Origin of the sequence: Billgrantia lactosivorans (genome assembly GCF_003254665.1) — a bacterium.
Taxonomy (GTDB): Bacteria; Pseudomonadota; Gammaproteobacteria; order Pseudomonadales; family Halomonadaceae; genus Halomonas; species Halomonas lactosivorans.
On sequence record NZ_QHGY01000004.1, the window covers coordinates 315,655 to 337,679 of the forward strand.

The 22,025-nt window shown below is 68.1% G+C and carries 22 protein-coding genes; 13 read left to right on the top strand and 9 right to left on the bottom strand.

Features of this window, described 5'->3' with window-relative positions; translation table 11 throughout:
* Nucleotides 1–12 precede the first annotated feature (12 nt).
* The 8 genes from DIS04_RS11925 (at nucleotide 13) to DIS04_RS11960 (ending at nucleotide 8,993) form a co-directional block, all read left to right on the top strand.
* A complete protein-coding gene (locus DIS04_RS11925; RefSeq protein ID WP_111413999.1) occupies nucleotides 13–990 on the top strand; it encodes a carbohydrate ABC transporter permease in 978 nt (325 codons plus the stop codon).
* A complete protein-coding gene (locus tag DIS04_RS11930) occupies nucleotides 990–1,832 on the top strand; it encodes a carbohydrate ABC transporter permease (RefSeq protein WP_111414000.1) in 843 nt (280 codons plus the stop codon). The genes DIS04_RS11925 and DIS04_RS11930 overlap by 1 nt, the downstream gene beginning before the upstream one ends.
* Nucleotides 1,833–1,926: 94 nt before the next feature.
* Nucleotides 1,927–3,537 (top strand): alpha-glucosidase, encoded by a 1,611-nt coding sequence (locus DIS04_RS11935; protein WP_111414001.1) that lies wholly within the window; start codon nucleotides 1,927–1,929, stop codon nucleotides 3,535–3,537.
* Between the two features lie 60 nt (nucleotides 3,538–3,597).
* Nucleotides 3,598–4,704 carry an ABC transporter ATP-binding protein gene (locus DIS04_RS11940; protein ID WP_111414002.1) on the top strand — a complete coding sequence of 369 codons (1,107 nt, stop codon included), beginning with the start codon at nucleotides 3,598–3,600 and terminating at the stop codon, nucleotides 4,702–4,704.
* Nucleotides 4,705–4,791: 87 nt separating this feature from the next.
* A complete protein-coding gene (locus DIS04_RS11945) occupies nucleotides 4,792–5,847 on the top strand; it encodes a LacI family DNA-binding transcriptional regulator (protein ID WP_179951262.1) in 1,056 nt (351 codons plus the stop codon).
* A gap of 259 nt (nucleotides 5,848–6,106) precedes the next feature.
* Nucleotides 6,107–7,531: an ATP-binding protein gene (locus tag DIS04_RS11950; RefSeq protein WP_111414003.1), complete on the top strand. Its 1,425-nt coding sequence runs from the start codon at nucleotides 6,107–6,109 to the stop codon at nucleotides 7,529–7,531.
* A gap of 12 nt (nucleotides 7,532–7,543) precedes the next feature.
* On the top strand, nucleotides 7,544–8,263 hold the full coding sequence (locus DIS04_RS11955; RefSeq protein ID WP_111414004.1) for a response regulator: 720 nt from the start codon (nucleotides 7,544–7,546) through the stop codon (nucleotides 8,261–8,263).
* An 85-nt stretch (nucleotides 8,264–8,348) separates the two neighbouring features.
* Nucleotides 8,349–8,993, top strand: a complete 645-nt coding sequence (locus DIS04_RS11960) for a hypothetical protein (protein WP_111414005.1) — start codon at nucleotides 8,349–8,351, stop codon at nucleotides 8,991–8,993.
* A gap of 81 nt (nucleotides 8,994–9,074) precedes the next feature.
* On the opposite strand, the gene DIS04_RS11965 is transcribed toward DIS04_RS11960, so the two are convergent.
* The 3 genes from DIS04_RS11965 to DIS04_RS11975 all read right to left on the bottom strand — a co-directional run bounded on the left by DIS04_RS11965 (nucleotide 9,075) and on the right by DIS04_RS11975 (nucleotide 12,293).
* Nucleotides 9,075–10,394, bottom strand: a complete 1,320-nt coding sequence (locus DIS04_RS11965; protein ID WP_111414006.1) for a TRAP transporter large permease — start codon at nucleotides 10,392–10,394, stop codon at nucleotides 9,075–9,077.
* Nucleotides 10,391–10,975, bottom strand: a complete 585-nt coding sequence (locus DIS04_RS11970; RefSeq protein WP_111414007.1) for a TRAP transporter small permease subunit — start codon at nucleotides 10,973–10,975, stop codon at nucleotides 10,391–10,393. Before DIS04_RS11970 ends, DIS04_RS11965 begins: the two co-directional genes overlap by 4 nt.
* Before the next feature lie 118 nt (nucleotides 10,976–11,093).
* On the bottom strand, nucleotides 11,094–12,293 hold the full coding sequence (locus DIS04_RS11975) for a TRAP transporter substrate-binding protein (protein ID WP_111414008.1): 1,200 nt from the start codon (nucleotides 12,291–12,293) through the stop codon (nucleotides 11,094–11,096).
* A gap of 481 nt (nucleotides 12,294–12,774) precedes the next feature.
* Here DIS04_RS11975 and betT point away from each other — a divergent pair, with 481 nt between their 5' ends.
* The gene (gene betT, locus DIS04_RS11980; protein ID WP_111414009.1) at nucleotides 12,775–14,823 is read left to right on the top strand and encodes a choline BCCT transporter BetT; all 2,049 of its coding nucleotides are present in this window, start codon (nucleotides 12,775–12,777) and stop codon (nucleotides 14,821–14,823) included.
* 137 nt (nucleotides 14,824–14,960) lie between these two features.
* Nucleotides 14,961–16,706 (top strand): C4-dicarboxylic acid transporter DauA, encoded by a 1,746-nt coding sequence (gene dauA, locus DIS04_RS11985; RefSeq protein WP_111414052.1) that lies wholly within the window; start codon nucleotides 14,961–14,963, stop codon nucleotides 16,704–16,706.
* A 9-nt stretch (nucleotides 16,707–16,715) separates the two neighbouring features.
* On the opposite strand, the gene DIS04_RS11990 is transcribed toward dauA, so the two are convergent.
* The 6 genes from DIS04_RS11990 to DIS04_RS12020 form a co-directional block, all read right to left on the bottom strand.
* Nucleotides 16,716–17,135, bottom strand: a complete 420-nt coding sequence (locus DIS04_RS11990) for a secondary thiamine-phosphate synthase enzyme YjbQ (protein WP_111414010.1) — start codon at nucleotides 17,133–17,135, stop codon at nucleotides 16,716–16,718.
* A gap of 20 nt (nucleotides 17,136–17,155) precedes the next feature.
* Nucleotides 17,156–17,797 carry a methyltransferase domain-containing protein gene (locus tag DIS04_RS11995; protein WP_111414011.1) on the bottom strand — a complete coding sequence of 214 codons (642 nt, stop codon included), beginning with the start codon at nucleotides 17,795–17,797 and terminating at the stop codon, nucleotides 17,156–17,158.
* An 85-nt stretch (nucleotides 17,798–17,882) separates the two neighbouring features.
* Complete coding sequence (locus DIS04_RS12000; protein WP_111414012.1) at nucleotides 17,883–18,320, bottom strand: cupin domain-containing protein; 438 nt, start codon at nucleotides 18,318–18,320, stop codon at nucleotides 17,883–17,885.
* A gap of 35 nt (nucleotides 18,321–18,355) precedes the next feature.
* Complete coding sequence (locus tag DIS04_RS12005) at nucleotides 18,356–19,147, bottom strand: methyltransferase domain-containing protein (protein ID WP_162623048.1); 792 nt, start codon at nucleotides 19,145–19,147, stop codon at nucleotides 18,356–18,358.
* 169 nt (nucleotides 19,148–19,316) lie between these two features.
* A complete protein-coding gene (locus DIS04_RS12015) occupies nucleotides 19,317–19,724 on the bottom strand; it encodes an MFS transporter (protein WP_179951263.1) in 408 nt (135 codons plus the stop codon).
* A 123-nt stretch (nucleotides 19,725–19,847) separates the two neighbouring features.
* Nucleotides 19,848–20,192, bottom strand: coding sequence for a DsrE/DsrF/TusD sulfur relay family protein (locus DIS04_RS12020; protein WP_111414014.1), 345 nt, complete (start codon nucleotides 20,190–20,192; stop codon nucleotides 19,848–19,850).
* A gap of 102 nt (nucleotides 20,193–20,294) precedes the next feature.
* Between DIS04_RS12020 and DIS04_RS12025 the strand changes: the two genes are divergently transcribed.
* The 3 genes from DIS04_RS12025 to DIS04_RS12035 all read left to right on the top strand — a co-directional run bounded on the left by DIS04_RS12025 (nucleotide 20,295) and on the right by DIS04_RS12035 (nucleotide 22,010).
* On the top strand, nucleotides 20,295–20,951 hold the full coding sequence (locus tag DIS04_RS12025; RefSeq protein ID WP_111414015.1) for an ArsR/SmtB family transcription factor: 657 nt from the start codon (nucleotides 20,295–20,297) through the stop codon (nucleotides 20,949–20,951).
* A gap of 181 nt (nucleotides 20,952–21,132) precedes the next feature.
* Entirely contained in the window at nucleotides 21,133–21,756 is a 624-nt protein-coding gene (locus DIS04_RS12030) for a sigma-70 family RNA polymerase sigma factor (RefSeq protein ID WP_218938160.1), read from the top strand.
* Nucleotides 21,753–22,010 carry an anti-sigma factor family protein gene (locus DIS04_RS12035; RefSeq protein ID WP_111414016.1) on the top strand — a complete coding sequence of 86 codons (258 nt, stop codon included), beginning with the start codon at nucleotides 21,753–21,755 and terminating at the stop codon, nucleotides 22,008–22,010. Before DIS04_RS12030 ends, DIS04_RS12035 begins: the two co-directional genes overlap by 4 nt.
* Nucleotides 22,011–22,025 lie beyond the last annotated feature (15 nt).

Here is a 22,025-nt window from a genome sequence, read left to right on the forward strand (position 1 = left end):
CGGGAGCCCGAGATGTCGACACCCGTGAGCGAAAGCGCGCCGATCCCGGCGCGCCCCCTGCCGGTCAGCTACCGCAGCACCAAGGTGCGCCGGCAGCGGGTACGCGCCGCCTGGTACTTTCTGGCGCCGATGCTGGTGACGCTGACCATGGTGGCCGGCTGGCCGCTGTTGCGCACCTTCTACTTCAGCTTCACCGACGCCTCGCTGTCGGACTTGAGCGATACCCTGTTCATCGGCCTGGAGAACTACCTGGTCTACGACGACGGGCGCTGGTTCGGCGTGCTCGCCGACCCCGTCTGGTGGCGGGCGGTGTGGAACACCGTCTACTTCTCGGTGGTCTCGGTGTCGCTGGAGGTGATCTTCGGCGTCGTCGTGGCACTCATCCTCAACGCAGAGTTCAAGGGCCGGACCCTGGTGCGCGCCGCGGTGCTGATCCCCTGGGCGATCCCCACCATCGTCTCGGCGCAGATGTGGGCATGGATGCTCAACGACCAGTTCGGCATCATCAACCACCTGCTGATGGCGCTCGGCCTCATTGCCAGCCCCATCGCCTGGACCGCCGACGCCGGCTACTCGATGTGGGCGGTGATCATGGTCGACGTATGGAAGACCACGCCGTTCGTCGCCCTGCTGGTGCTGGCCGCGCTGCAGATGCTGCCCAAGGACTGCTACGAGGCCGCCGAGGTCGACGGCATCCATCCGCTCCGGGTGTTCTTCCGCGTCACCCTGCCGCTGATCACCCCGGCGCTGATGGTGGCGGTGATCTTCCGCCTGCTCGATGCACTGCGCGTGTTCGACGTCATCTACGTGCTGACCTCCAATTCCACCAGCACCATGTCGATGTCGATCTATGCCCGCCAGCAACTGGTGGAGTTCCAGGACGTAGGCTACGGCAGCGCCGCCTCGACCCTGCTGTTCCTCGTCATTGCCCTGGCCACCATCGCCTACCTCTATCTGGGCCGCAAGCAACTGCAACTGGGAGGTGAGTGATGACCTCGCGCCAACTCTCCAAGCTCACGGGACGCCTCGCCTTCTGGCTGCTGGTGGCGCTGGTCGTGGTGATCGCGGTATTCCCGTTCTACTACGCCGTGAAGACCTCCTTCACGCCCTCGAGCGAACTGTTCCGGGTCGAGCTGTGGCCGACGCGGGCGACGCTCGCCAACTACCTGCAGATCTTCGGCCAGCGCAGCTTCCTGCAGGCGATCTTCAACTCGGTGGTGGTCGCCACCAGCGTGGTGTTCATCGCCCTGCTGCTCGGCATCACCGCCTCCTACGCCCTGGGCCGGGTACGCTTCCGCGGCCGTACCACGGTGCTGCTGGTGATCCTCGGCGTGTCGATGTTCCCGCAGGTGGCGGTGCTGTCGGGGCTGTTCGAGGTGATCCGCGCGCTCAACCTCTACAACAACCCGGGCGGGCTGATCCTGAGCTACACCATCTTCACCCTGCCCTTCACCGTGTGGGTGCTGACCACCTTCATGCGCCAGTTGCCCATGGAACTCGAGGAGGCCGCGATCATGGACGGCGCCACGCCCTGGATCACCATCACCAGGGTATTCCTGCCGCTGATGTGGCCGGCCATGGCGACCACCGGGCTGCTCGCCTTCATCGCCGCCTGGAACGAGTTCCTGTTCGCCTTGACCTTCACCCTGACCGACGGCCAGCGCACCGTGCCGGTGGCGATCGCCCTGCTCTCCGGCGGCAGCGCCTACGAGCTGCCCTGGGGGCCGATCATGGCCGCCTCGGTGGTGGTCACGGTGCCGCTGGTCATCCTGGTGATCATCTTCCAGCGACGCATCGTCTCGGGGCTGACGGCCGGCGCCGTGAAGGGGTGACAACGCAACGGTTGAACCCGACACGGCCATCACGGTCCACCCCCGACGCACCCGACGAACCATGCACCAATCGAGGCTTGACCAAGGGAACCCCATGCAAGACAACACCTTCTGGTGGCGCGGCGGCGTCATCTACCAGATCTACCCGCGCAGCTTCATGGACAGCAACGGCGACGGCGTCGGCGACCTGCCCGGCGTCACCGCGCGGCTCGACTACGTCGCCTCGCTGGGCGTGGACGGCATCTGGCTGTCGCCCTTCTTCACCTCGCCGATGCGCGACTTCGGCTACGACATCAGCGACTACCGCGACGTCGATCCGCTGTTCGGCACCCTCGACGACTTCAAGGCGCTGCTGGAGCGGGCCCATGCGCTCGGCCTCAAGGTGATCATCGACCAGGTCATCAGCCACACCTCGGACCAGCACCCCTGGTTCCAGGAGAGCCGCATGACCCGCGGCAACCCCCGCGCCGACTGGTACGTGTGGGCCGACCCCAACCCCGACGGCACGCCGCCCAACAACTGGCTGTCGATCTTCGGCGGGCCGGCCTGGACCTTCGACAGTCGGCGCCAGCAGTACTACCTGCACAACTTCCTGTCGAGCCAGCCGGACCTCAACTTCCACAACCCCGAGGTGCGCACCGCCCAGCTCGACAACATGCGCTTCTGGCTGGAGATGGGCGTCGACGGCTTCCGCCTCGACACGGTCAACTTCTACTTCCACGACCAGCACCTGCGCAGCAACCCGGCGCTGACCATCGACGCCACGCGCACCATGGGCGCGCCCAAGGAGAACCCCTACACCTGGCAACGCCACCTCTACGACATCAGCCGGCCCGAGAACGTCGACTTCCTGCGTGAACTGCGCGCGCTGATGGACGAGTATCCCGGCACCACCACGGTGGGCGAGATCGGCGACGACACCCCTCTCGAACGCATGGCCGAGTACACCTCGGGCGGCGACAAGCTGCACATGGCCTACACCTTCGACCTGCTCAACTCGCCGCGCTCCCCGGCCTACATCCGCGGCGTGCTGCAGCGCTTCCAGCAGTTCGCCGGCGACGCCTGGCCGTGCTGGGCGCTGTCGAACCACGACGTGGTGCGCAGCGCGACGCGCTGGGGCAGCGAGGAGTGCGCCTTCGCCTACCCCCGGGTGGCGCTGGCCCTGCTCTTCTCGCTGCGCGGCAGCGTCTGCCTCTACCAGGGCGAGGAGCTCGGCCTGCCCGAGGCCGACGTGCCCTTCGAGCGCATCCAGGACCCCTACGGTCTGCCACTGTGGCCCGACTTCAAGGGCCGCGACGGCTGCCGCACGCCGATGCCGTGGGACGACACGCCGCTGGCCGGCTTCTCCACCATCGAGCCCTGGCTGCCGGTAGCCGAGCCGCACCTGCCGCTGTCGGTGGCGCGTCAGCAGGAGGACCCCGAGTCGATGCTCAACGCCACGCGCCGCCTGTTGCGCTTCCGCCACCGACATCCGGCGCTGTTCGACGGCGACATGACCCTCAACGAGCTGGGCGAGGCGCTGGTCGCCTTCACCCGCCAACGGGGCAGCGACAGACTGCTGTGCGTCTTCAACCTCACCGGCCAGCCCCAGACCGCGGCGCTGCCCGAGGTGCGCGAGGCACTGCAGCAACACGGTTTCCAGTACGAGGTCAGCGGCGGCACGCTGCATCTGCCGCCCTATCAGGCGGCGTACTTCCGCCTCTAGACCCGGTCTCGAGAACTCCGCACAACAACGACCGGCCGCGAGCGGCCGAGGATGGCACAAATGGCAAGCGTCTCTCTCAACAAGATCAACAAGGTCTTCGGTAGCACCCACATCATCAAGGACGTGGACCTGGCGATCGGCGCCGGCGAGTTCGTGGTCTTCGTCGGACCCTCGGGCTGTGGCAAGTCGACCCTGCTGCGCCTGATCGCCGGGCTGGAGTCGATCAGCGACGGCGAACTCGCCATCGGCGATCGCGTGGTCAACGAGCTGCCGCCGCGGGAACGCGGCGTGGGCATGGTGTTCCAGTCCTACGCGCTCTACCCGCACATGACGGTGTACGAGAACATGGCCTTCGGTCTCAAGCTGGCCAAGACCGCCAAGGAGACCGTGCACGAGCGGGTCATGGCGACCGCTCGCATCCTGCAGCTCGAGGAGCTGCTCGAGCGCAAGCCCAAGGCGCTCTCCGGCGGCCAGCGCCAGCGCGTGGCCATGGGCCGCGCCATGGCCCGCGAACCGCGCATCCTGCTGTTCGACGAACCGCTCTCCAACCTCGACGCCTCGCTGCGGGTGCAGATGCGCAACGAGATCGCCCGCCTGCACAAGCGGCTCGGCTCGACCATGATCTACGTCACCCACGATCAGGTCGAGGCGATGACCCTGGCCGACAAGATCGTGGTGCTCAACGGCGGCCGCGTGGAGCAGGTGGGCAGCCCCCAGGAGCTCTACCAGCGCCCGGCGACCAAGTTCGTGGCCGGCTTCATCGGCTCGCCGACGATGAACTTCCTGCCGGCCAGGCTGCTCGGCGCCGACGCCGGCGGCTGCCGGGTCGGCGCCGCCGGGCTGGCCGAGCTGGCGCTGCCCCATGACGCCGCGGCACATGCCCAGGGCGCCGAGCTGGCGCTGGGCATACGCCCCGAGCACCTGCGCCTCGCCGAGGCCCCGGACGGCGAAGGCTTCGAGATCGTCAACGTCGAGTACCTCGGCAACGAGGTCTACGTCTATCTCGAGCCGAAGGAGGGCGACACCCTGCTGATCCAGCGCAGCGAGGCTCCGACCCAGTGGTCGGTGGGCCAGCGCGTGGCGCTGGCGCCCGATCCCGAGCATGTCCACCTGTTCGACGCCCATGACCGGGCGCTGCCGATCGGGCCGGCAAGGGCCGCCGCCTGAGGCGGCGCTGCGGCATCGGCGGCGGGGCTGTCCCGGCCATGGCCGGGGCGGTATGCTTGGGGCATACTCATTAGCAGGGAAATCAACGTGTCGCCACCGATCCGTCGCATCACCCTCAAGGATCTGGCCCGCGAGCTCGGCGTCTCCACCGCCACCGTCTCCAACGCCTTCAACCGGCCGGACCAGCTCTCGCCCAACCTGCGCGAGCGCATCCTCGCCGAGGCCAAGCGGCTGGGCTACCGGGGGCCCGACGCCAAGGCGCGCAGCCTGCGCACCGGGCGCTCGCGAATCATCGCGGTGGTCCTCGCCGAGAGCCTCACCTACAGCCTCAACGACGCCGTCTCCAGCGAGTTCCTGTCGGGCGTGGCCGAGGTGCTCGACAGCCAGGGGCATACGCTGCTGCTGCTCTCCGCGCGCCAGGCCAAGTGCCAGCTGGCCGATGCGGCGAGCATGGCCGACGGCTTCATCGTCTACGGCCTGATGCCCTCGGAGGAGCTGTTCGACTCGCTGCCGCTCAATGCGGCGCTGGTGGCGGTCGACTTCAACGTCGCGGGACATCCCTCGGTCCACGTCGACAACGAGCCGGCCTGCTTCGAGATCGCCGATCGCGCCCTCTCCACCATGCCACGGCAGCGACCGGCTATCGTCAACCTGCGCCTCACGCGCGAACCCTGCAACGGCCGCATCGACACCGAGCACACCCTGCTGCCCGCCGAGCTCACCATCACCCGCTCGCGCCTGGCCGGTTTCCATCGCGCCCTGGTCCGGCATGGCTTCGCCGCCGCGCAGGTGCCGATGTGGAACGTGGAAGAGAACACTTTCGAGGTGTGCGCCCCGGTGATCGAGGAGATCCTCGACCTCCCCGCGAACGAGCGCCCCGACCTGCTGCTGTGCATGTCCGACCGCATCGCCCTGACCGCCCTGACGCTGGCCGAGAGCCGCGGCCTGCGCATTCCCGAGGACATCTGCCTGGTCGGCTTCGACGGCATCGCCGAGGGCCAGTACCGGGCGCCGCGGCTGACCACGGTGCGCCAGGAGAGCGGCGAGAAGGGACGCCTGGCGGCGCGTATGATCCTGGGCCTGGAGCCGGGCCATTCGCGCTTGCTGGGCACCGAGCTGATCCTGGGCGAAACCTGCCCCTGAGCCGCCTGCCGGCCCCGCTTGCACACTGCTTGCACGCTACGTGACCATTGGCTGCATCGCCTTGCGCGATGCTGGTGGACCCGTCGGTCGCCACGCCTCGCGCCGGCCCGCTGAATGATTCCGGCTCGCCGGACTTCGGCCTGCCGCTACCGCCTCGCCTCCGCCCGATACTGCTACCCTGCCTCTATCTGATGCTGGAAGGCCTGCGCGAGCGATGGGGACAGCCGACCAACGCCCACCCTACCCAGGAGCCGACTCGATGAGGTCTCGCTTCCCCCGTCCGCCCTTCTCGCGCCTGGGCGTCAAGCTGTTCGTCATCATCCTGTCGGTCAACGTGGTGATCGCCGGGCTGGTGTTCCTGGCGGTGTCGCGCAGCCTCGACCGTGGCTTCCTCGAGTACCTCGAGACCACCCAGGCCAACCGCGCCGAGACCCTGGCCGAGGGCCTGGGACAGGAGTGGGCGCGCCGCGACGGCTGGCAATGGCTGCGCAACTCGCCGCCGGCCTGGGAGCGCCTGGTGCGCCAGCAGCTGTGGCCCGGCGAACGCCCGCCCCACGGCATCGAGCGCCGCCTGGGTGACGCCCGCGATTTCGTGCTGCACGACGCCGAGGGGCTGCCGGTGATCGGCCCACCGCCGGACGACCGCGAGATGGCCGCCGAGCTGAACTGGCTGCCCATCGAGTACGAAGGCCGGCGGGTCGGCACCCTCGGCTATCGCCCGCCCGAGCAGCTGATGGCTCGCATGGATCGCATCTTCCTCTCCCGCCAGCAGCGCAACCTGGCCATCATCGTCGCCGCCCTGGGCCTGGCCTCGCTGCTGCTGGCCGGCGGCCTGGCCTGGTGGCTGGGGCAGCGCACGCGCAGCATGGCGCTGGCCACCCGCCGCCTGATCGAGGGCGACTACAGCGCGCGGCTGCCGGAGCGCGGCCGCGACGAGCTCTCGCGCCTGGCGCGCGACTTCAACATGCTGGCGGCCACGCTCGAGGCCAGCCGAGAGGCCCGCACCCGCTGGGTCTCCGATATCGCCCACGAACTGCGCACGCCGCTGGCGGTGCTGCGCGGCGAGATCGAGGCGATGCAGGACGGCATCCGCCCGCTCGACGAGGACAACCTGCGCTCGCTGTCGCAGGAGGTGGGCCAGCTCGAGCGGCTGGTGGACGACCTGCGGCTGCTGTCGCAGAGCGATGCCGGCGCGCTCGAAGTGCAGCTCGCCCCGCTCGACCTGGCGGCGAGCCTCACCTCGCGCCTCGAGGAGGCCAGCGGCTGGCTCGACGACTGTGGCATGAGCGTCTCCAGCTCGATACCGGGGCCGGCCTGGGTCCGCGGCGATGCCCGGCGCCTGCGCCAGCTGTGGACCAACCTGCTCGACAACAGCTGTGCCTATACCCGCTCGCCGGGGCTGCTCGAGGTGCGCCTGGTCCAGGCGCCGGGGCGGGTCCGCGTGACCTGGCAGGACAGCCCGCCGGGCGTGCCCGAAGCCGCGCTCGGCCGGCTCACCGAGCGGCTCTACCGGGTCGAAGGCTCGCGCAGCCGGGCCAGCGGCGGCAGCGGCCTCGGGCTCGCCATCGCCAGCGCCCTGGTCAAGAGCCACGGCGGCTCCATGCAGGCCTCGCCCTCGCCCCTGGGTGGGTTATGCTGGACCCTCGAGTTTCCGGCCCTGGATGCCGAAGATCGCACCCCATGAGGAACGTCGCCCATGCACGACCCCGAAGCCCCACGTGACACCCTGCTGATCGTCGAGGACGAGCCGAAGATCGCGCGCCTGGTCGCCGACTACCTGGAGGGCAGCGGCTTCGCCACCTGGCACATCGATCACGGCGACCAGGTGCTGCCCTGGCTGCAGAAGCAGCACCTCGACGAGCGGCTGCCGGCGCTGGTGCTGCTCGACCTGATGCTGCCCGGCATCGATGGGCTTACCCTGTGCCGGGAGATCCGCCAGCGCTGGCCGGGCGTGGCGATCATCATGCTCACCGCCCGGGTCGAGGAGGTGGATCGCCTGCTGGGCCTGGAGCTCGGCGCCGACGACTACATCTGCAAGCCGTTCAGCCCACGCGAGGTGGTCGCCCGGGTCAAGGCGGTGCTGCGTCGCAGCCAGGCGCTGCACGACCCCGCCGCAGCGCCCGCCAGCCAACTGGTGCTCGACGACGAAGGCTGGCGGGCGCTGGCCGACGGACGGGACCTCGGCCTCACCGCAGTGGAGTACCAGCTGCTCAAGGTGATGATGCAGGCACCGGGACGCATCTTCACCCGCGACCAGTTGATGGATCGCATGTACCGTGACCACCGCATCGTCTCCGAGCGTACCGTCGACAGCCACGTCAAGAAGCTCAGGCGCAAGATCGCCGACGTCTGGCCCGAACGCGAGATCATCCGCTCGGTCTATGGGGTGGGCTACAAGTACCAGCCCGAGGAGTGACCTCGATTCTTCCACGATTGCTGCAAGTTGGTTGCACAGCGCCCGACGACACTACCAGCATCCCCAACGCAAAGGAGTGACCGAGATGTGCCGTAACCTAACCCGCAAGCTGTTGATGCCCGCCCTGCTCGCCGTGGCCACCGCGCCCCTGTCGCTGGCGGCTGTCGCCTTCCCCGGCAAGAGCGAGGGCGGCTGGAGCGAGCAGCACCAGCAGCGCTTCGAGGAGCACCGCCAGGCCCTGTTCGAGCGCGCCGACCTGGACGAGGAGACCCGCAGCGCCCTGGAAGCGGCCCATGGCGAGCACCTGGAGGCCATGCGCGAGCTGCACGAGCAGCATCGCGAACGCATGGACGAGATCCTCGACGAGGAGCAGCGCGAGGCCCTGCGCGAGGCCAAGCGCGAGATGCGCCTGGAGATGCATGGCGAGCGTCATCGCGGCATGCAGGAGCGCCTGGCCACCCTGGTCGACAGCTGGGAGCTCTCCGACGCGGAGCGCGAGCGGCTGACCGAGCTGCGCGAGTCCCTGTATGCCGACATGCGAGCGCTGCGTGACCAGCAGTTCGACTCCCGGGAGGAGCGCCGCGAGGCCTGGCAGACGCTGCGCGACGAGCACCGCGAGGCCCTCGGCGAAGTCCTCAGCGAGGAACAGATCGCCGCGCTCGAGGCGTTCATGCAGCCCCGTCATCACAAGGGTCATGGCAAGCATCACGGCGCGCATCACCGCGGCTGATCGCTACGCGACGCCTCGTAACGGCATCGGGCCCGGCTTGCGCCGGGCCCGATGCGTTTTGCCGTCTCTTGCCTGCCTGTCTCAGTTATAGAGCACCCCCGGCAGCCAGAACACGATGCCCGGGACCAAGTAGAGGATGACCATGGCCACGAACACCAGCAGCAGGAAGGGGGCGATGCCGATGAAGATGTCGCCCAGCTGGATTCCCTTGGGCGCGATGCCCTTGAGGTAGAAGGCCGACATTGCCATGGGCGGAGTCAGGAACGAGGTCTGGATGTTGAGCGCCACCAGCACGCCGAAGAACAGCGGGTCGATGCCGAACATCGCCAGCAGCGGCAGGAAGATCGGCACGAAGATGATGATGATCTCGGTCCACTCCAGCGGCCAGCCGAGCAGGAAGATGATCAGCTGTGCCAGCAGCAGGAACTGCAGCGGCGTCAGCGACAGCCCGCTGATCCAGTGCTCGATCAGCGAATGGCCGTCTAGCAGCGAGAACACCGAGGAGAAGATCCACGAGCCGACGAACAGCCAGCACACCATGGCGCTGGTCTTGGCGGTGAGGAAAACCGCCTCCTTGAGCCGCTCCCAGGTCATCTGCCGGTAGGCTGCCGCCAGCACCATGGCGCCCAGCGCCCCGATGCCGGCCGCCTCGTGAGGCGTGGCGAGACCGAAGAGGATCGCCCCGAGCACCGACATGATCAGCACGAACAGCGGCACGAAGGAGGTCAGCAGACCCCAGTAGACCTCCTTAAGGGGCACGTCGAGCCTCTCCCGCGGCAGCGGTGGCGCCACCTTGGGATTGACCAGCGCCCGCCCCATCACGTAGAGGATGTAGAGCCCCGCCAGCAGTAGCCCGGGGATCAGCGCGGCGGCATACAGGCGCACCACCGAGACCCCCGCCATCGCCCCGTAGAGGATCAGCATGATGCTCGGCGGGATCAGGATGCCGAGACAGCCCCCGGCACAGATGACCCCGCTCGACAGGCGCTTGTCGTAGCCGGCGTTGAGCATCGCCGGCAGCGCCAGCAGCCCCATCAGGGTGACCACGGCGCCGACGATACCGGTGGCGGTGGCGAACAGCGCGCAGGTGATCAGGCTGGCCACCGCCAGCGACGCCGGCATGCCCCGCGCCGCGAGCTGCAGGCTCGAGAAGAGTCGGTCGAGAATGTTGGCCCGCTCCACCATGTAGCCCATGAACAGGAACAGCGGCACGGCGATCAGCACGTCGTTGGACATGACGCCGTAGGTGCGCTGCACCAGCAGCGAGAAGATGATGTCACCGATGGCGAAATAGCCGAAGACCACGCCCATGGCAACCAGGGTGAAGGCGATGGGGAAGCCGAGCATGATCAGCACGACCAGGCTGCCCAGCATCAGCATGCCGATTTCGGGGTTGCTCATGGCTGCCTGTCCTCTTGTTGCTGCTTGACCTCTTCCAGCTTCTGGATCGACTCGACCTCCTCGACGTCACCCAGCCGCGCGGGCCACTTGCCCTCGCGCAGGCAGATCACGCAGCGGCTGACCTCGGCCACGCCCTGGATCGCCAGCAGCGTCGCGGACAGCGGGATCACGAACTTGTAGGGCCATACCGGGGGGCCACCCGGCGTCATGGAGCTGTGCTCGTTCTGGCGGAACGAGACGGAGAAGAAATCCCACCCCACCCAGGCCAGGGCGAGGATGCCGGGATAGAAGAAGACGATATAGAGCAGCAGGTCCATGACGGCATGCACCCGCACGGGAAAATAGCGCGACAGCACGTCGGCCCGCACGTGGGCGCTCTGGGACAGGGCGTAGGCCCCGCTCATCATGAACAGGGTGCCATAGAGCATGTAGCTGGCGTCATAGGCCCAGGAGGAGGGCATGCGAAACACGTAGCGCATGAACACTTCCAGGCTGACCACCAGGGTCAGCAGGACGATGCACCAGGCGAAGACCTTGCCCACCCCGTGGCTGATGTGGTCGATGAAGAAGATGAAGCGCATGGCGGCCTCTCACCGACGAGCGCACCGCCTCCCGGTGGCGCGGTCGTGAAGCATGCCCGCTGCCTTCCTGGCACGGGGCCGTTCGACGGAGGCGCCCGCCAGGCGGGCGCCACGCCGCTTACAGCATCTCGGAGCTGTCGGTGGGCGCCTTGCCGAAGAAATGGCGATAGGCCGGTTCCTTGGGCGTGTTGCCCTCGAGGTGCCAGCCCACCACGCGCTCGCAGTACTCGCGCTGGTGATCGACCACCTTCTTGAAGAACGCGTCCTCCTCGGACTGGCGCTCGATGACCGTGTTCCAGGCCTCGAGCTGCGCCTCGAGCACGGAGTCGGGCGTGATGTAGGTCTTCACCCCCTGCTCCTCGCGCATCGCCTGCAGGTCCCTCGGGTAGCGTTCCATCGCCTTCCAGTACATCTCCGACGAAGCCGCCTTGGCGGCGTACTGCAGGATGGCCTGGAACTCCTCGGGCAGGCTGTCGTGCTTCTCCTTGTTGAACATGATCTCGAAGGACTCGCAGTCCTGGTGATAGCTGCGCAGCATCCAGGTCTTGCTGACGTCGGGGAAGCCCAGCAGGCGATCGGAGGAGGCGTTGTTGAACTCGGCGCCATCAAGCAGGCCGCGATCCATGGCCGGCACGATGTCGGGGCCGCCCATGATGGTCACCGCCGCCCCGACCTCGTCCATCAGGTCCGCGGCGAGGCCCACGGTGCGGTACTTCAGCCCGCTCAGGTCGTCCACGCTGCGGATCGGCTCCTTGAACCAGCCCAGCGCCTGGGTGGGCATCGGGCCGGTGAGGTAGCCGACCAGCGGCAGCTCGAGCATATCGAGCAGCTCCTGGTAGAGCTCCTTGCCGCCGCCGGTCCAGAACCAGGCCAGGAACTGATGGGCATCCCAGCCGAAGGGCGGCGGGGTGCCAAACAGCGAATAGGCCTTGTGCTTGCCGTACCAGTAGGCGCACACGCCATGGCCGCCGTCGAGGGCACCGGAGATCACCGCGTCCTGCAGCTCCAGGGCGCCGACCACGGCACCCGACTGCAACAGGTTGATCTCGAGGCGGCCACCGGACATCTCGTTGGCGATGCGTACGTAGTCCCTGGCGAACTCGTGGAAGATGTCCTGGTTGGGCCAGGTGCTCTGGAAGCGCAGCGTGGTGGTCTGGGCCACGGCGATGCTGGGGAAGCCCACCGCGGCGGCGGCACCCGCCCCCACGGCAGCCGCCGAGCCGGTGAGGAAGCGGCGGCGCGAGGTGCTGGTGGACTGGCTGTCGCTGGCGCTCTGGCCAGCGGCCTGGGTCGCGGGCGTATTCTTGTCTTGAGCCATTGGATACTCCAGAAATCTTTATCGTTGTACTTCTGGCGGCCGGACCGGCATCGGCCGGTCACGCCGTCGTCCCGAAGCCTCCATGCCTGCGCTGGCACAGCGCCGGCCCCTTCCCATAGGCGCAGTCGGTTACATCAGGTATAGCTGGAGTAACCGCAGGTGCAAGCATCGCTCTCCATGCTCAGTTAACGCTTCTCCTGCCTCTGTTAACGCAGGGTTGAAGGGCCGGCACAAAGCGCGTATTTTATTTGAACGTTCATTCAAAAAAAACAAGGAACGGCTTCCCGCCGAAGTCGTCGGCCCCTGATCCCTCTTCCGTCACCCGCGGGCGCCCTGGCCAGCAAGGCCGTGTGCGGCTGCGTCAGGTCTGGAACATCGGGCTATTCTCAGGCGTGCTTTCGATTGTGAGGAACAATCCTCAGCGCGCCTCGGCAGGGCACTTGGCGGGAGGGTTCATTCACTCGCACAGGAGTACGCCTGCATGGCGCGGAACCTACCCTCGAACGACAGACGCGACCGGCTCAACCCCGTGGTGTTCCACGGCTCGGTGGCCGGCATCCTGGTCTTTCTCGTCCTCACCATGACCTTCACCGAACAGGCCGGCGCCTTCTTCGACGCCGGACTGGCCTGGGTCAGCAAAACCTTCGGCTGGTACTACATGCTGGCCGTGATGGCCTACCTGGTGTTCGTCATCGCCATCGGCCTGTCGCGCTTCGGCCGCATCCGCCTCGGCCCCGACCATTCACGGCCGGAATTCTCGACCCTGTCGTGGGCCTCGATGCTGTTCGCCGCCGGTATCGGCATCGACCTGCTGTTCTTCAGCGTTGCCGAGCCTGTGGCTCACTACCTGGCCCCGCCGGACCTGGCACCGGAAAGCCAGGAGGCGATGCGTGCCGCCGTGGTCCAAACCTTCATGCACTGGGGGCTATCCGGCTGGGGGCTCTACGTGCTGATGGGCATGGCGCTGGCCTACTTCAGCTACCGTCATCGCCTGCCGCTGGCCATTCGCAGCGCGCTCTACCCGCTGCTGGGCAAGCGCATCCACGGCCCCATCGGCAACGCCGTGGACATCACCGCGGTGATCTCCACCGTGTTCGGCATCGCCACCAGCCTGGGCATCGGCGTGATGCAGCTCAACTACGGGCTCAACTACATGTTCGCCGTGCCCGAGAGCCTGTCGGTGCAGGTGATACTGATCGTGCTGGTGGTGGTGCTCGCTACCATCTCGGTGGTCAGCGGCGTGGAGAAGGGCATTCGCCGGCTGTCCGAGTTCAACATGCTGCTGGCGCTGGCCTTGCTGCTGTTCGTGCTGTTCCAGGGCCATACCCTGCAGCTGCTCGACATGGCGGTGAACAACGCCGGCGACTACCTCTCCGGGTTCGTCGCCAAGAGCTTCGACACCTATGCCTTCGCCGGCGACGAGGCCAACGAGTGGAAGATGTGGTGGACGATCTTCTTCTGGGGCTGGTGGATCGCCTGGACGCCGTTCGTCGGCCTGTTCCTGGCGCGCATCTCGCGCGGCCGCACCATCCGCCAGTTCGTCGCCGGCGCCCTGTTCATCCCGCTGGCGTTCATGATGGTGTGGATGTCGGTGTTCGGTAACAGCGGCATCGAGCTGGTGGCCAACCAGGGCGTCACCGAGCTCGGCGAGCAGGCCTTGAACACGCCGCAGACCACCATGTACACGCTGCTCGAACACTACCCCTGGGTCGGCGTCACCGCGGCCGTGGTCACCGTGCTGGGCATCGTGTTCTTCATCACCTCGGCGGATTCCGGTGCGCTGGTGCTGGCGAACTTCACCTCGATCCTCTCCGACGTCAACCACGACGCGCCGATCCGGCTGCGCATCTTCTGGTCGGCGGTGATCGGCCTGATCACGGTGGCGCTGCTGATGGCCGGCGGCCTGGCGGCACTGCAGAGCGCGGTGGTGATCACCGCCCTGCCCTTCTCGCTGGTGATCTTCGCCATCATGCTGGGCATGTACCAGGCGCTGAAGCTCGAGGGCAGCAAGGCCGAGGCGCGCCGGCGCATCGCCGGCACCGCCCCGGGCGGCGACTGGCGCGAGCGCCTCGATCGCGCCCTCGATGTCTCCAACCGCGCGGGCGCTGCCGCCACCCTCGAGCATGCCATCCGCCCGGCGCTGACCCAGTTCGCCCAGGAGCTCGAGAGCCGCGGCCAGGAGGCCAACGTGACCGAACAGCCGCTCGAGGGAGAAACGCTGCCCAGCCTGACCCTGCAGGTGGACCTGGAGAACGCGGCAAGCTTCGTCTATCAGGTCAGCCCGCACCGCATGCGCACGCCGAGCTTCCTGCCGGCGGACGACGACTACTATGTGCGGCTCGACGTCCACCTGGCCGAAGGCGGCCAGGACAAGGACCTCAATGGCTTCACCCGCGGCCAGGTGATCGCCGACGTGCTCTCGGAATACGAGCGCCACCTGCACTTCCTGGCGCTGGCCGGACAGGGCGGCAGCGTGCAGGCCATGCCGGGGGCGGTGGGCGAACCGCCGGCGGACGCCAGCCCAGCCTGATTCTCCCTGCAGCCCGGCACACGGCGGCACCCTTCGGTGTCGCCATTTTTTTGTTGCGTCATCGACCATGGCCGGCTTGTGGCAGCGCAATATGCAGGAGTAACGTTATCGTTACCTTGCTCACGTTCGGTACCGCCATGGCTCGCACAAGACGCTCCCCTCGCTACCGGCCCCCGCGACCCGGCACTGCCCTGCTCGCCGCCTGGCACCAGGGCTACGGGCTGGCCGAACTCAAGCGCGACCTGCTCGCCGGGCTGACTCTCGGCATCGTCGCGGTGCCGCTCTCCATGGCGCTGGCCATCGCCACCGGGGTACCGCCCCAGCACGGCCTCTACACCGCCATCGTGGCCGGGGCCGTCATCGCCCTGACCGGCGGCTCACGCTTCAATATCTCCGGCCCCACGGCGGCCTTCGTGGTGATCCTGTTCCCCATCGTCGCCAGCCATGGCCTCGGCGGCCTGCTGATCGCCACGCTGATGGCGGGGCTGATCCTGGTGGCGCTGGGGCTGGCGCGGCTAGGCAACCTGATCCAGTTCGTGCCCTACCCGGTGGTGCTCGGCTTTACCGCCGGCATCGCCGTGGTGATCGCCCTGCTGCAGCTGCCCGACTTCCTCGGGCTCGAAGGCGTCGCGCTCGGCGACAGCACGCTGCACAACCTGGCTGCCATCGTCCGTGCCACGCCCTCGCTGGCCCCCGCCGAGCTGGGTATCGGGCTGCTCACCCTGGCCGCGCTGATCCTGTGGCCACGGCTGAAGCTGCCGTTGCCGGCACCGCTGGTCGGCCTGGCGGTGGGTACGCTGGCGGCGCTTGCCGTGGCGCCGCTGGGGGTGGAGATCGAGACCATCGCCTCGCGCTTCAGCTGGGAGCATCAGGGCCAGGCGGGCAGCGGCATCCCGCCCTTCGCCCCGGGCCTGCTGCTGCCCTGGCGCCTGCCCGGGGCCGACGGCGCACCGCTCACGGTGGACTTCGCCCTGATCCGCGAACTGCTCGGCCCGGCGCTGGCCATCGCCATGCTGGCGGCCATCGAATCGCTGCTCTGCGCGGTGGTCGCCGACGGCTTGACCCGCACCCGCCACGACCCCAACGCCGAGCTGATCGGCCAGGGCCTGGGCAACCTCGCCGCGCCCTTCTTCGGCGGCATCACCGCCACCGCGGCGCTGGCGCGCACCGCCACCAACATCCGCAGCGGTGCCGTCTCGCCGCTGGCCGCGGTCGTCCACGCGCTGGTCGTGCTGCTGGCGGTGGTGGCGCTGGCCGGCGTGCTCGCCCTGGTGCCGATGGCGGCGCTCGCCGCGCTGCTGTTCGTCATCGCCTGGAACATGAGCGAGGCGCGCCACTTCGTGCACACCCTGAGGAGCGCACCGGGCAGCGACGTGGCGATCCTGGTGATCTGCTTCCTGCTCACGGTGGTGTTCGACATGGTGCTGGCGGTGGCGGTGGGCATCGGCCTCGCCGCGGCGCTGTTCATCCGCCGCATGGCCGACCTGACCCACGCCCGCCGCCTCGAACCCGGCAGCGACGACGCGAGCCGCGACCTGCCGCGCCAGGTGGCGCTCTACGACGTCAACGGCCCGCTGTTCTTCGGCGCCGCCGAGAAGGCCGTGTCGTCGCTGCGGGTGGTGGATCCCGAGGTGCGCGTGGTGATGCTCGACATGCGCGACGTGCCGAGCCTGGACGCCACCGCCATCGTCGCCCTGCAGTCGCTGGTCGAGGAACTGCGCGCGCGCCAGGTGGGGCTGATCTTCGTCGGCATGCCGGCGCGCATGGTGCTCAAGCTCCGGCGCGCCGGCGTCAGGCGTCAGGCAGGCCGCCTGGCCGCCGTGCGCCAGGCGGAGCGCGCCCGGCGACTGGCCGAGCGCTGGCTGGCCGTGATGCCCGAGTAAGGCGGGGTTCTACTCCCCCTGCAGCGTGGCGAGCAGCCGCCGCGCACCGCCATGGTCGCGATGCTCGCCGAGCCAGACGCCTTGCCAGGTGCCCAGTGCCAGGCGCCCGTCGCGCACCGCCAGGGTGAGCTGAGTGCCGAGCAGGCTGGCGCAGACGTGCGCCGGCATGTCGTCAGGCCCTTCGAGGGTATGGCGGAAATAGGGCAGGTCGCCTGGCGCCAGCCGGCGCAGGAAGGCGTCGAGGTCGTGGCGCACGTCGGGGTCGGCGTTCTCGTTGAGGGTCAGCGAGGCCGAGGTATGCAGCAACTGCAGGTGCAGCAGCCCCACCCTCACCTCGCGCAGCTCGCCCAGCGCCGAGACCACTTCGTCGGTGATCAGGTGAAAGCCGCGCGAACGCGGTGCCAGGCGCAGTTCCTGCTGGTGCCACATGGCGTGTCCTCCTCGATGGTTCAGGCCTTGCGCTCGAAGCGGGCCAGCTGCGTCGGCTGGCCCAGCTCGGGATGCCATTCGCCGATGCCCGAAGTCGCCACGCAGTAGCCGTTGCGACGGGCAACCCCCCGGACCCAGTCGCGAAAGCGGTCCCGGGTCCATTCGAAGCGGTGGTCGCTATCGCGGAACTCGCCGCGGGCGAGCCCGAAGAGGGGATTGTAGTCGTGATTGGGGGTGGTCAGCACGAGCAGGCCGGGGCGCAGGGTGCCGAAGACGGCACGCTCCACCCGCGAGAGGCTGGCGGGAGGCACGTGCTCGATGGTCTCGATCATCGCGGCGGCATCGAAGCCGGCCAGCGCAGCGTGCGGCTCGACATAGGAACCGCAGACCAGGGTGAGTCGCCGGCGGCACGCCGCCGGCAGCCGCTCCAGGCGCATCTTGGCCTGGGCCAGCAGCTCGCCCGACCGCTCCAGCCCCGCCACCTGTTCGAACTGGGTCTCGCGCAACAGGTACTGCAGCAGCCCGCCGGTACCGCAGCCGAGATCGAGCACGCGGCGCGCGCCGCTCCCCTTCAGCAGGGAGGTGGCCCGCAGCCAGCGCTGATGATGCAGGTCGAGACTTTCCAGTGGCGTGCCCTCCTTCCGGCGTCGCGCTGAGGGCATGATGCCGCAACCCGGCGCCGACGAGTAGAGGCGAGCGAAAGGCCCGCGCGACCGACGCCGCGCGGGCCGGGGCACGACTCGCGGCTCACTCGCTTGCCACCGTGGTGGGCTGGTCCTGTGCCGCGGCGAAGACCACCAGCACCTTGGCCTCGCTGTCGGTCACGTTGAAGAGCTGGTGATCGCGGTTGAGCGCCTCGACATAGGCCTCTCCCGTGCCGTAGGTATGGGGGTCACCGCCCTCGGTGCGCAGCTCGACCTCGCCCTCGAGCACATAGACGTAGACGGGCACCGGGTGCTGATGCAGAGGCGTCCGGCCGCCCGGTTCGATGGTGCCGATGACGGAGACGATTTCCGGCGTCCCGTCGGGCCAGGCGATGGCATCGCCGTCGCGGGTGACGTTCGTCTTCAGTACCGGGGCGGTCTCGAAACCGGCCGGCAGGGCGTCGTCCTGGGCGAAGGCGGTGAAGATGGGCAGGGCCGCCGCCAGCCCCAGGGCCAGTGCGATAGGTGCGATGGGTTTCATGTTGCTTCACTCCTCTACAATAGGCTGCGCTGCACTCAGGCCTTGACCGCCAGCAGCGAGATGCTCTTGACCCCGAAGGTGGCGCTGGCGCCCTGCGCCGAGTCGGTCAGGAAGCGGTACTCGGGATGCTCGCGCCAGGTCTCGATGACGAAGCCGGCCGCCTCGATGGCCGCACGATAGTCGTCCTGCTGCAGCGCGCCGCCGATGCAGGCGGCCCACAGCGTGGCGTTGCACGAGACGCTCTCCGGCAGCGCCTTCTCGGTGACGATGTCGGCCAGCGCCAGGCGTCCGCCACGGCGCAGCACCCGCGCCGCCTCGGCGAAGACCCTCGGCTTGTCGGCGGAGAGGTTGATCACACCGTTGCTGATCACCACGTCGACGCTGCCATCGGCGAAGGGCGGCGACTCGATGTAGCCGGCGTGGAAGCTGACCTGGCCGAGCCCCGCCTCGCGGGCCAGCCGCTCGGCCTTCTCGCGCTGGGCCGCGGTCATGTCGAGCCCCAGCACCTGGCCGCCGGGGCCCGTTGCCAGGGCCGCCAGCAGGCTGTCCATGCCGGACCCGCTGCCCAGGTCGAGCACCGTCTCGCCGGGCTGGATGACGGCCAGGTCGAGGAAATGGCCGACCCCGGCGAAGGAGTCGATGGCGGCGGCGGGGATGCGGTCGAGGGCACGGGGGGCGTAGCCCAGCCGCTCGGCCAGGGCGCGGCCCATCTCGAAGTGGAATTCCCCGTGTGGCGCTTCGGCCACCTCGCGATACATCGCCTTGACGCGTGCCTCGAGCTCCTGCTTGTCCACTCCGGCGCTGGCCGGCTTTGCCGTGATTGTCATTGTCTTGCTCCTCTTGGCTGCTCACGACGACACCGAACGGTGCCGTGTGCGCCAGGACGCCGCCAACGCCAAAAGGGTTCCCGGGCAAATATCGTCGACCACCTCAGGCGTTACCGGGGGGGATGGCGTTGTGATCCAGATAGACGGGGCTGGCATGGCGTAAGGGGATTCATGTCTCAGGGGGTCCAGAGACTTGGCTGGCCAGCTGTGATTTGGCTTTCAAGCCGAACCAGAGAGTGGCCAGGGCCACCAGCAGGATCAGCGGCACCATGGCCAGGTTGAGGGCTTCCCATCCCAGGTGGTGAAACAGTCGCCCGGCCATCAGCGAGCCGATGGCCACCAGCGTGAAGATGATCGGGTCGTTGATGCCCCGCACCTTGCCCCGCTCGGCCTCGCTATGAACCGTGGAGAGCATGGCGCTGCCACCCGCGAACGGGAAGTTCCAGCCCACGCCCAGCAACCCCAGTGCCACCCAGAAGTGCGCCAGGCTGGTGACGAGATTGGCGACCAGTACCGTGCCGATGAGCAGCGTCGCCCCGCCGATCAGGATGCGTTGCGCGCCGAAACGGGCGATCACCAGATAAGGCCCACCGGAGAGCACGCCGATGAAGCCGGTGGCGGCGCTGGCGTTCCAGGGCCGAGGAAGGCGGCGGCCACGCCGCCGGCCATCACGAAGAAGATTGAGATCGTTTGGTTGGGGCTAGAACACCAGCACCTTGTCGGCCTGCTCGGTGGCTTCCGCCAGGGCATCCATGGTGCTGCGCTCGGCGCCATCCACTACCTCCTCGTCGGTAAGCCCGCGGGCATCCATGCAGGTGCCACACAGTAGCACGCGTCCCTTGGTGGTGACCCGCTTGACCATGCGCTCGGCGTTGTAGAAGCCATCCGGGGTCTTCTGTCCCGCCTTGGCTCCGGACACGGCATCCCCCATCAGGAAGACGGTGACGTCGCCTTCACGCTTCAGCAGCGCATGGGCCAGGCGCAAGCCGTTGTAGAGACGTTCGGTACCGTAGGGAGGATCGTTGACGATGATGAGGGTCTTCATGGTGCTCCCTTGCTATCATTCAATGAATTGATAGAATAATGGCTAGAGATAGCTTCGCCTGTCAAGTGCACGCTGTTCTGCTGACGCCCCCCGGAGAGACCCATGCCCTCGCAACAGGACCTTCTCGATATGCTGGCCCAGGTCGCACGCGCCTTGGGTAATGGGCATCGTCTGGCGTTGCTGGAGCGCCTGGCCCAAGGTGACGCCGCGGTCGAAACCTTGGCCAATACCAGCGACCTGACGATCGGCAATGCCTCCCAGCACCTGCAGCATCTGCGCCGGGCGGGGCTCGTCACGGCCCAGCGCTCCGGCAAGCAGATGATCTACCGCCTGACCGATGAGCGGATCGTCAACCTGCTGGGCCTGCTCAGGCAGGTGGCCGAGACCAACCTGGCCGAGATGGAGCGCCTGGTCAGTCGGCTGTTCGCGGAGGATGACGCCGATGGCGTTCTGGAGGCGGTCAGCCGGGACGAGTTGCTGGCAGGGCTCGCCAGCGGCGAGGTGACACTGCTGGATGTGCGCCCCGAGGAGGAGTACGAAGCCGGCCACCTGCCCGAGGCGATCAATATCCCACTGGAGCAGCTGGACGACATGCCGGGCAAGCTGCCCAAGGACAGGGAGATCGTTGCCTACTGCCGTGGCCCCTATTGCGTCCTGTCGCACGAGGCCGTACAACGCCTGCGTCAACTCGGCTATCGGGTCCGACGCTTCGAGGAAGGGTATCCGGAGTGGAAAGCGGCGGGGCTGCCCATCGCTTGACCCGAGGAAGGAGTGGGAACCGAGACGGTAGCTGCTGCGTCCCTGCGATGTCCGGCCACTTGCCCAGCGGGGGCGAGCGGACCATGCTCGAAGAGGTGTCGCCATGTCGTGGGCAGGTTCACTTCTTGACCAACCACTGTCGCAGCCACGCGTCCCGTCTCGGGTCGCCACGGGGGCCAGCATGCGTTTCGACGAAGCCGCCAGCCGGCGGGCGTGGTTCGAGGAGCGCCTGGCGCCGCTGATGGACCGGCTCTACGGCACGGCGCTGCGGCTCACCCGCCACCCCGCCGACGCCGAGGACATCGTCGCCGAGGCGGTGACCAAGGCCTGGACACAGCTCGATCGACTACGCGATCCCCAGCGCTTCGAGGGCTGGCTGTTCCATATCCTGACCAATACCTTCCTCAGCGAATGGCGCCGGCGGCGCTGTCGCCCGCAGGGTGCCGACGGCGAGGCCATCGAGCCCGCCGAGCTGGACAGCGCCCGCTTCGCGCTGTTCCAGCAGCTGCACCAGCCCTTCCTGCTGTGGTGGGGCAGCCTCGAGGAGCAGTTCTTCAACGGCCTGCTGCAGGAGGACCTGGAGCGAGCCCTCGACGCCCTTCCCGATGCCTACCGGGTGGCGATTGTGCTGGTCGAGGTGCAGGGCTATACGTATGAGGAGGTCGCGAGCCTGCTCGGTATCCCGCTGGGCACCGTGCGTTCGCGGCTGAGCCGGGCACGTTCGCAGTTGCAGAAGCGGCTCTGGGAGCAGGCCAGGGAGGCGGGCATGGTAGCCGCCAAGGGTACGGGAGGAGCGCAGGAATGAGCCCGAGAGCACTGAGCTGCGAAGAGGTCATCGAGCGTCTCTTCGACTATCTCGACCGGGAACTCGATGCGCAGGAGGCGACCGAGGTCGAATGGCACCTTCACCGGTGCCGTGACTGCTTCTCACGCACCGAATTCGAACGACGACTACGGGCCAGGGTGGCGGCCACCGGCACCGCGAAGGCCCCGCCGCGGCTGCACCGGCGCATCCGGAGCCTGCTCGACCAGTTCGACGACTCCGACACCACCCCCTGACTCCTGAGGAGTACG

What these genes read in the sequence shown, in the direction of transcription:
- DIS04_RS11925 (WP_111413999.1), top strand. Translation starts at nt 13, where the DNA reads ATGTCGACACCCGTGAGCGAAAGCGCGCCGATCCCGGCGCGCCCCCTG.
- DIS04_RS11930 (WP_111414000.1), top strand. Translation starts at nt 990, where the DNA reads ATGACCTCGCGCCAACTCTCCAAGCTCACGGGACGCCTCGCCTTCTGG.
- DIS04_RS11935 (WP_111414001.1), top strand. Translation starts at nt 1,927, where the DNA reads ATGCAAGACAACACCTTCTGGTGGCGCGGCGGCGTCATCTACCAGATC.
- DIS04_RS11940 (WP_111414002.1), top strand. Translation starts at nt 3,598, where the DNA reads ATGGCAAGCGTCTCTCTCAACAAGATCAACAAGGTCTTCGGTAGCACC.
- DIS04_RS11950 (WP_111414003.1), top strand. Translation starts at nt 6,107, where the DNA reads ATGAGGTCTCGCTTCCCCCGTCCGCCCTTCTCGCGCCTGGGCGTCAAG.
- DIS04_RS11955 (WP_111414004.1), top strand. Translation starts at nt 7,544, where the DNA reads ATGCACGACCCCGAAGCCCCACGTGACACCCTGCTGATCGTCGAGGAC.
- DIS04_RS11960 (WP_111414005.1), top strand. Translation starts at nt 8,349, where the DNA reads ATGTGCCGTAACCTAACCCGCAAGCTGTTGATGCCCGCCCTGCTCGCC.
- DIS04_RS11965 (WP_111414006.1), bottom strand. Translation starts at nt 10,394, where the DNA reads ATGAGCAACCCCGAAATCGGCATGCTGATGCTGGGCAGCCTGGTCGTG.
- DIS04_RS11970 (WP_111414007.1), bottom strand. Translation starts at nt 10,975, where the DNA reads ATGCGCTTCATCTTCTTCATCGACCACATCAGCCACGGGGTGGGCAAG.
- DIS04_RS11975 (WP_111414008.1), bottom strand. Translation starts at nt 12,293, where the DNA reads ATGGCTCAAGACAAGAATACGCCCGCGACCCAGGCCGCTGGCCAGAGC.
- betT (WP_111414009.1), top strand. Translation starts at nt 12,775, where the DNA reads ATGGCGCGGAACCTACCCTCGAACGACAGACGCGACCGGCTCAACCCC.
- dauA (WP_111414052.1), top strand. Translation starts at nt 14,961, where the DNA reads ATGGCTCGCACAAGACGCTCCCCTCGCTACCGGCCCCCGCGACCCGGC.
- DIS04_RS11990 (WP_111414010.1), bottom strand. Translation starts at nt 17,135, where the DNA reads ATGTGGCACCAGCAGGAACTGCGCCTGGCACCGCGTTCGCGCGGCTTT.
- DIS04_RS11995 (WP_111414011.1), bottom strand. Translation starts at nt 17,797, where the DNA reads ATGCCCTCAGCGCGACGCCGGAAGGAGGGCACGCCACTGGAAAGTCTC.
- DIS04_RS12000 (WP_111414012.1), bottom strand. Translation starts at nt 18,320, where the DNA reads ATGAAACCCATCGCACCTATCGCACTGGCCCTGGGGCTGGCGGCGGCC.
- DIS04_RS12005 (WP_162623048.1), bottom strand. Translation starts at nt 19,147, where the DNA reads ATGACAATCACGGCAAAGCCGGCCAGCGCCGGAGTGGACAAGCAGGAG.
- DIS04_RS12020 (WP_111414014.1), bottom strand. Translation starts at nt 20,192, where the DNA reads ATGAAGACCCTCATCATCGTCAACGATCCTCCCTACGGTACCGAACGT.
- DIS04_RS12025 (WP_111414015.1), top strand. Translation starts at nt 20,295, where the DNA reads ATGCCCTCGCAACAGGACCTTCTCGATATGCTGGCCCAGGTCGCACGC.
- DIS04_RS12030 (WP_218938160.1), top strand. Translation starts at nt 21,133, where the DNA reads ATGCGTTTCGACGAAGCCGCCAGCCGGCGGGCGTGGTTCGAGGAGCGC.
- DIS04_RS12035 (WP_111414016.1), top strand. Translation starts at nt 21,753, where the DNA reads ATGAGCCCGAGAGCACTGAGCTGCGAAGAGGTCATCGAGCGTCTCTTC.